Annotated in this window: 4 protein-coding genes; 3 read left to right on the forward strand and 1 reads right to left on the reverse strand. The window is 70.6% G+C overall.

The window, feature by feature from the left end:
• Positions 1 to 115: 115 nt before the first annotated feature.
• Together ACFVH0_RS37250 and ACFVH0_RS37255 are read left to right on the forward strand one after the other, a co-directional pair.
• A complete protein-coding gene (locus ACFVH0_RS37250; protein WP_385827672.1) occupies positions 116 to 1594 on the forward strand; it encodes an NAD(P)/FAD-dependent oxidoreductase in 1479 nt (492 codons plus the stop codon).
• A gap of 188 nt (positions 1595 to 1782) precedes the next feature.
• The gene (locus ACFVH0_RS37255; protein ID WP_385827674.1) at positions 1783 to 3594 is read left to right on the forward strand and encodes a SpoIIE family protein phosphatase; all 1812 of its coding nucleotides are present in this window, start codon (positions 1783 to 1785) and stop codon (positions 3592 to 3594) included.
• A gap of 31 nt (positions 3595 to 3625) precedes the next feature.
• Here ACFVH0_RS37255 and ACFVH0_RS37260 read toward each other — a convergent pair whose 3' ends face one another.
• A complete protein-coding gene (locus ACFVH0_RS37260; protein ID WP_385827681.1) occupies positions 3626 to 4939 on the reverse strand; it encodes an MFS transporter in 1314 nt (437 codons plus the stop codon).
• A 155-nt stretch (positions 4940 to 5094) separates the two neighbouring features.
• Between ACFVH0_RS37260 and ACFVH0_RS37265 the strand changes: the two genes are divergently transcribed.
• Positions 5095 to 5652: a MarR family winged helix-turn-helix transcriptional regulator gene (locus tag ACFVH0_RS37265; RefSeq protein WP_385827676.1), complete on the forward strand. Its 558-nt coding sequence runs from the start codon at positions 5095 to 5097 to the stop codon at positions 5650 to 5652.
• Positions 5653 to 6000 lie beyond the last annotated feature (348 nt).

A 6000-nucleotide genomic window follows, 5' to 3' on the forward strand; every position in this document is an offset into this window, starting at 1 on the left:
CGCCGCTTGCGTATCACCGCCGAGCCCCGCGGCCACCGCCCGTCGAGAACCTCCGGTCACACAATTTGTCGAGCCTGTGGACAAACCCTTGAGCACGTTGCGTCATGGGGTGGTGATGGCTTCAGATTCCGGGGGAACACCCCCCGGCCCCCCACCAGGTGTGCGCATTCTCGTCATCGGTGGCGGCTACGTCGGGATGTACACAGCGCTGCGTCTCCAGCGGAAGCTGAAGCAGAGACTCAGAAGCGGTGAGGCCGAGATCGTGGTCGTCACCCCCGAGCCTTATATGACGTATCAGCCCTTCCTGCCCGAAGCAGCCGCGGGTTCGATCTCACCGCGCCATGTCGTCGTGCCGCTCCGCCGCGTCCTCGCGCACTGCAGGATCGTGATCGGCGAGGCGCAGTCCGTCGACCACGCCAAGCGCACGGCCACCGTCACCACCCTCGCCACCGGGGAGGACGGCACCGGCGCGGTCGAGATCCCGTACGACGAACTCGTCCTCGCCCCCGGCTCCGTCTCGCGCACCCTCCCGGTCCCCGGCCTCGCCGACCACGGCATCGGCTTCAAGACCGTCGAGGAGGCCATCGGCCTGCGCAACCACGTCATCGAGCAGATGGACATCGCCTCCGCCACCCGCGACCCCGCCATCCGCGACGCCGCGCTCACCTTCGTCGTCGTCGGCGGTGGATACGCCGGCGTCGAGGCCCTCGCCGAGCTGGAGGACATGGCCCGCTACACCTCGCGGTACTACCACAACATCAAGGCCGAGGACCTGAAATGGATCCTCGTCGAGGCCTCCGGCCGCATCCTCCCCGAGGTCGGCGAGGCGATGGGCACGTACGCGATCCGTGAGCTGCGCGGCCGCAACATCGACGTACGCCTCGACACCCGGCTGGAGTCCTGCGAGGGCCGGATCGCCGTCCTGAGCGACGGTTCCAGGTTCCCGACCCGCACCCTCGTGTGGACCGCGGGCGTCAAACCCGCGCCGGTCCTCGCCGCGACCGATCTGCCGATCGACGAACGCGGCAGGCTCAGGTGCACGGCGGAACTCGCCGTCGAGGGCGTCGAGCACGCCTGGGCCGCCGGGGACGCCGCGGCCGTGCCCGACCTGACCGCATCGCAAGCCGGCACGAAGACCGCGCCCAACGCCCAGCACGCGGTGCGCCAGGCCAAGGTCCTCGCCGAGAACATCCTCGCGTCGATCGCCGGAGAGCCCCTGAAGGAGTACCGGCACAGCTACGCGGGCTCCGTCGCCTCGCTCGGCCTCCACAAGGGCGTCGCCCATGTCTACGGCCGTAAGCTCAAGGGCCGTCCGGCCTGGCTGATGCACCGTACGTACCACCTCAGCCGTGTCCCGACGTTCAACCGGAAGGCCCGAGTCCTTGCCGAATGGACCCTCGCCGGGCTCTTCAAGCGCGAGATCGTCTCCCTCGGTTCGCTGGAACACCCGCGCGCCGAGTTCGAGCTCGCCGCGGGCGGCGGACACCCCGGACCGAACGGCCCGCCGGGCCGGGACACCCCGCCGCGACCCGGCAACTCGCCGGGGCCGGATACCGGCTCCGGGCCCGACGGCCCGACCGGGAACGGCGCCTGACGGACCGTCGACCCGCCCGTGCACCCGCCCGGCGGCGGGACCGTACCGACAACTGTCCGTACGGTCCGCCACACTGGACGTGTGACCATAGGTGGGCCCACATCTGCACAGAGTGACCCGGCCGGCAGTGACCGACAGTGAGCAGCCCGCGAGAGCGGACCATACCGATACACGAGGCCAGAAATTCCGTGAACTTCACGCGCTGGAGCGCCCGCCTACCTGGAACGCAGCGCCGCGCCGCCGCACGGGACGACCGCAGTTCCGTGCCCTCGGCCCGCGCCGAGTACGCACAGCCGGAGACCGGTCCCCGCCCGCCGGACGGCGACCCGGGCGGCGACCCGCGGGGCGGTACGGATCACGATCCGCTGGACGACTCGCGCGACGCGGCGCCCCGGCCGGACGGCCCCGCGCTGGAGGACCTCTCCGCCCGGGACATCCTCGGCCAGCTGCCCGCCCTGGTGGCCCTGGTGTACGGCCCCGACCACCGGATCGCGTACGTGAACGACGCCTACGCCGCCGCCTTCGGCCCCCGCCCGGCCGGTGCCACCGCCGCCGAGGCCATGCCCGAGCTCGACGAGCTGAGCCTGCTGCCCCTCATGGACCAGGTCCTGCGCAGCGGCACCCCGCGCACGGTCAAGTCCCGCAAGGCCCGCAGCGGGAATTCGTACACCGTGACCTGCACTCCGGTGCACCGGGACAGCGACGACGAGAGCGAAGCCGACGACGGCAACCCGCCGAACAAGAACAACAAGAGCAACAGGAACACCAAGGGTGGCAGGGGCTCCAGGAACAGCAGGGGCAGAGGAGGCGAGAGCGGCGTGCTCGTGTACGCCGCCGATGTCACCGATCACGCGGAAGCCGCCGAACGGCTCCGCGCCAGCGAGCGCCGCCACCGAGAAACGGCCGTCACCCTCCAGCGTTCCCTGCTCCCGCAGGAGCTGGAGCAGCCCGACGACCTACGGATCGCCGCCACCTACCAACCCGGCGGCACGGACGCCGCGGTCGGCGGCGACTGGTACGACGTCATCACCCTCGGCGCGGGCCGCACCGCCCTGGTCATCGGGGACGTGATGGGGCGCGGGGTACGGGCCGCCGCAGTCATGGGCCAGCTCCGCACCGCCGTCCGCGCCTACGCCCGTCTCGACCTCCCGCCGCACGAGGTGCTCCAGCTGCTGGACGGCCTCGCCGCCGAGATCGACGCCAGCCAGATCGCCACCTGCGCCTACGCGGTCCACGACCCCAACGAGGGCCGGCTCGTCTACTCCTCCGCGGGCCACCTCCCGATCCTGGTGTGCCACGAGGACGGCACGGTCCACCGCGCCGAGGACCCGACGGGCCCGCCGCTCGGCACCGGCGGCTGGATCCACACCTCGGGCACGATCGCGCTGCCGCCCGGCTCCACCGCCGTCCTCTATACGGACGGCCTGGTGGAACGCCGGAGCGAGGACATCGACGAGGGTGTCGCCGCGCTGGAACGCGCCCTCTCCGGGGCCAAGGGTTCACCGCAGGTGGTCTGCGACCGGCTGATCCGCTCCCTCGGCGTCACCGCGGAACACGACGACGACGTGGCGGTGCTGGTGGTCCAGCACCCGGCCCGCACCGGGGCGAGCGCGGAGCTGTTCCACAACGCCTCGCTCGATCTGCTCGGCGGCATCGAGGCGGCACCGCGCGCCCGCGCCTTCGCGACCGGGGTCCTCACCTCGTGGCGGTTCCCGGTCGAGCTCTGCGACCTGGGCGTACTGGCCGCCGGCGAGCTCGTCGCGAACTCCCTCAAGCACGGCACCCCGCCGATGCGGCTGGGGCTGCGGCGCACCGACCGGCGCCTGATCATCGAGGTCACCGACGGCGACGACCACCTGCCGCGCCGCCGCAGGGCCGACCCGGCGGACGAAGCGGGCCGCGGCATCTCCATCGTCGCGACGATCGCCTCGTCCTGGGGCAGCCGGCGCACACCGGGCGGCGGCAAGGCGGTCTGGTGCGAATTCGCCCTGCCGCACTGAGAGGGCCCTGCCGGTGACAGGGCCCGGACGCTCAGCGAGCGGCGGCGGTGACGGAGGCGGCGGGAGCGGCGCCGGACTCGGCATCCGGCAGTGACACGGCCACCACCCTGGAAGGCACCGTCTCCAGCGAGGGCTGGTCCTGTACGGGGGTGAGCCGCCGGCCGAGCCGCAGCGCCAGCACCGTGATGCCCAGCGAGAACAGCACGAACGTCACGATGTACGGCCCGTGCAGCGTCGCCCCCATCGGCCCGCCCACGGCCGGACCGACCGCCAGCGCGAGCTGCTTGCACAGGGCGAACGCCGAGTTGTACTGCCCGACCATCGACTCCGGCGCCAGATCGGCCACCAGCGGGGCCACGGTCGGCGAGAGCATCGACTCACCGAGCCCGAACAGCGCGTACGTGGAGATCATCGCGGCCGTCGCCATGGTCTGGCTGCCGTGCCCGAGTCCCGCGTAACCGGCCACGATCCAGGCGAACGCCCAGATCAGACCCACCGAGGCGATGACCCGGCTGCGCCTGCGGCGCTCGACGAGCCGCAGCACGACGAACTGCGCGACGACGATGACGGCGGTGTTGGCGGCCAGCGCGATCCCCAGCGTCGAGGGCTGCATCCCGGCGGCCTCGGTGCCGTAGGCCGCGAGCCCGGACTCGAACTGTCCGTAGCAGGCGAAGAACAGCACGAAGCCCAGCACGCACAGCTGCACCATGGCCCGGTGCGAGAGCAGCGCCCGCATCCCGCCGGGTGCCTTGGACCCGTCGGTCGGCCTGGCGTCCGCGATGGCGGGCGTACGCGACAGCCGCACCGTGCAGGCGATGACACCGAGCACGACGAACATCGCGGCCTCGATGAGGAACAGCAGGGTGAAGGTCTCCGGCCGGTCCGTGTCGACGATCTGCCCGCCGACCAGCCCGCCGATGCCGAGCCCGAGGTTCTGCAGGAAGAACTGCATGGCGAAGGCACGGGTACGGGTGGCGGTGCTGGAGCACCACACGAGCATCGTCGCGAGCGCCGGCTGCATGACCGCCGTACCCGCGCCGAGCACCGCGGCCGACAGCACGGACGCGGTCACGCCCGACGAAAGACCGAGGGCGATCGCGCCCAGGGTGGCGATCACCGAGGCGGCGACGAGCACGGGCAGTGGCCCGCGCCGGTCGATCGCACGGCCGGTGAACGGCAGAACGGCCAGCGCCGCCATGGCGAAGACCGCCAGTACGACGCCTGCGGTGCCAGCACCAAGATCACGTACCTGTGCCACATAGACGTACAGATACGGAACGGTGAACCCCAGCCCGAACGCGCTCAGCGCGCTCCCCAGCTGGATCCGCCGCAGTGCTGCACCCATCTCCCTGGTCACACTCACCTACCTCAAGGTCTCGAAGCGACATGCCGAGCCATCCGAACGACTCGAACCCGAAGACTTTAGCACTAAAGTTAGAACCTCAATAATACAACTCGAAGGACTTCGACGGCTTTGGAGGGCGTGCCATACTGCCCGCCATGCCTGACACCACCGAGCAGCCCGGACCGCAGGAGCCGAGCCTCGACGAGCAGATCGCCGCCTACCAGCGCGAGTTCCGCGACCTGGACCCGCAGGTCGAGCAGGTCGTCTCGGCCCTGGGCCGACTGAACCGTCGGATGAACGTGGCGTACGGACGCCAGCTCGCCGCCCTCGGCATCAGCAACGCCGAGTGGGAGGTCCTCAAGACCCTGGTCCTGGCCGGCTCCCCGTACCGCCTGGGCCCGGGAGAGCTGGCCAAGCGCCTGGGTCTCACCCCGGCGGCGATGACCCACCGAATCGATCGCATGGCGGCCGAGGGCCTGGTCACCCGCGACCGGGACGAGAACAACCGGGTGCGCGTGATCGTCGAGCTGACCGACGAGGGCCGTACGAAGTGGCTGGAGGCGATGCGGATGGCCACCGACTTCGAGGAGGACCTGCTCCAGGACCTCACGGGCGATGAGCGCGGCAGCCTCGGCGACATGCTGATCCGCCTGCTGCGCCGCGTGGAGCACGCCCAGCCGGACGCCGGCGGCCGCCTCACCGACCTGGACTGAACCCGTGTCCGACACGTGGGAAAAGGGCTTGACCTGGCGGGGTTGACACACCCCTCGTCGATCCGTAAGGTTCTTCGAGTTGTCACGGGGCCGGAACGGTTCTGCGACAATCGATCCCGCCGCGAATGCGGCAACCAAACTCAGCACGATCTCCCACTCGGGACAATTTCGGCATGCCGAAATTGATTTCGAGGACTCGATTATGAGTCGCCGGGAAAATCCGCTAGAGTTCGGACGTCGGAACGGCCCAACAGCCGGGAAGACAAACCCCGCTGACTGGGAATCAGGCCCGAAAGGATCTGATAGAGTCGGACTCGCCGGAAAGGGAAACGCGAAAGCGAAGAACTG

This window comes from Streptomyces sp. NPDC127117 (genome assembly GCF_042677325.1).
In the GTDB taxonomy this organism is placed as follows: domain Bacteria; phylum Actinomycetota; class Actinomycetes; order Streptomycetales; family Streptomycetaceae; genus Streptomyces.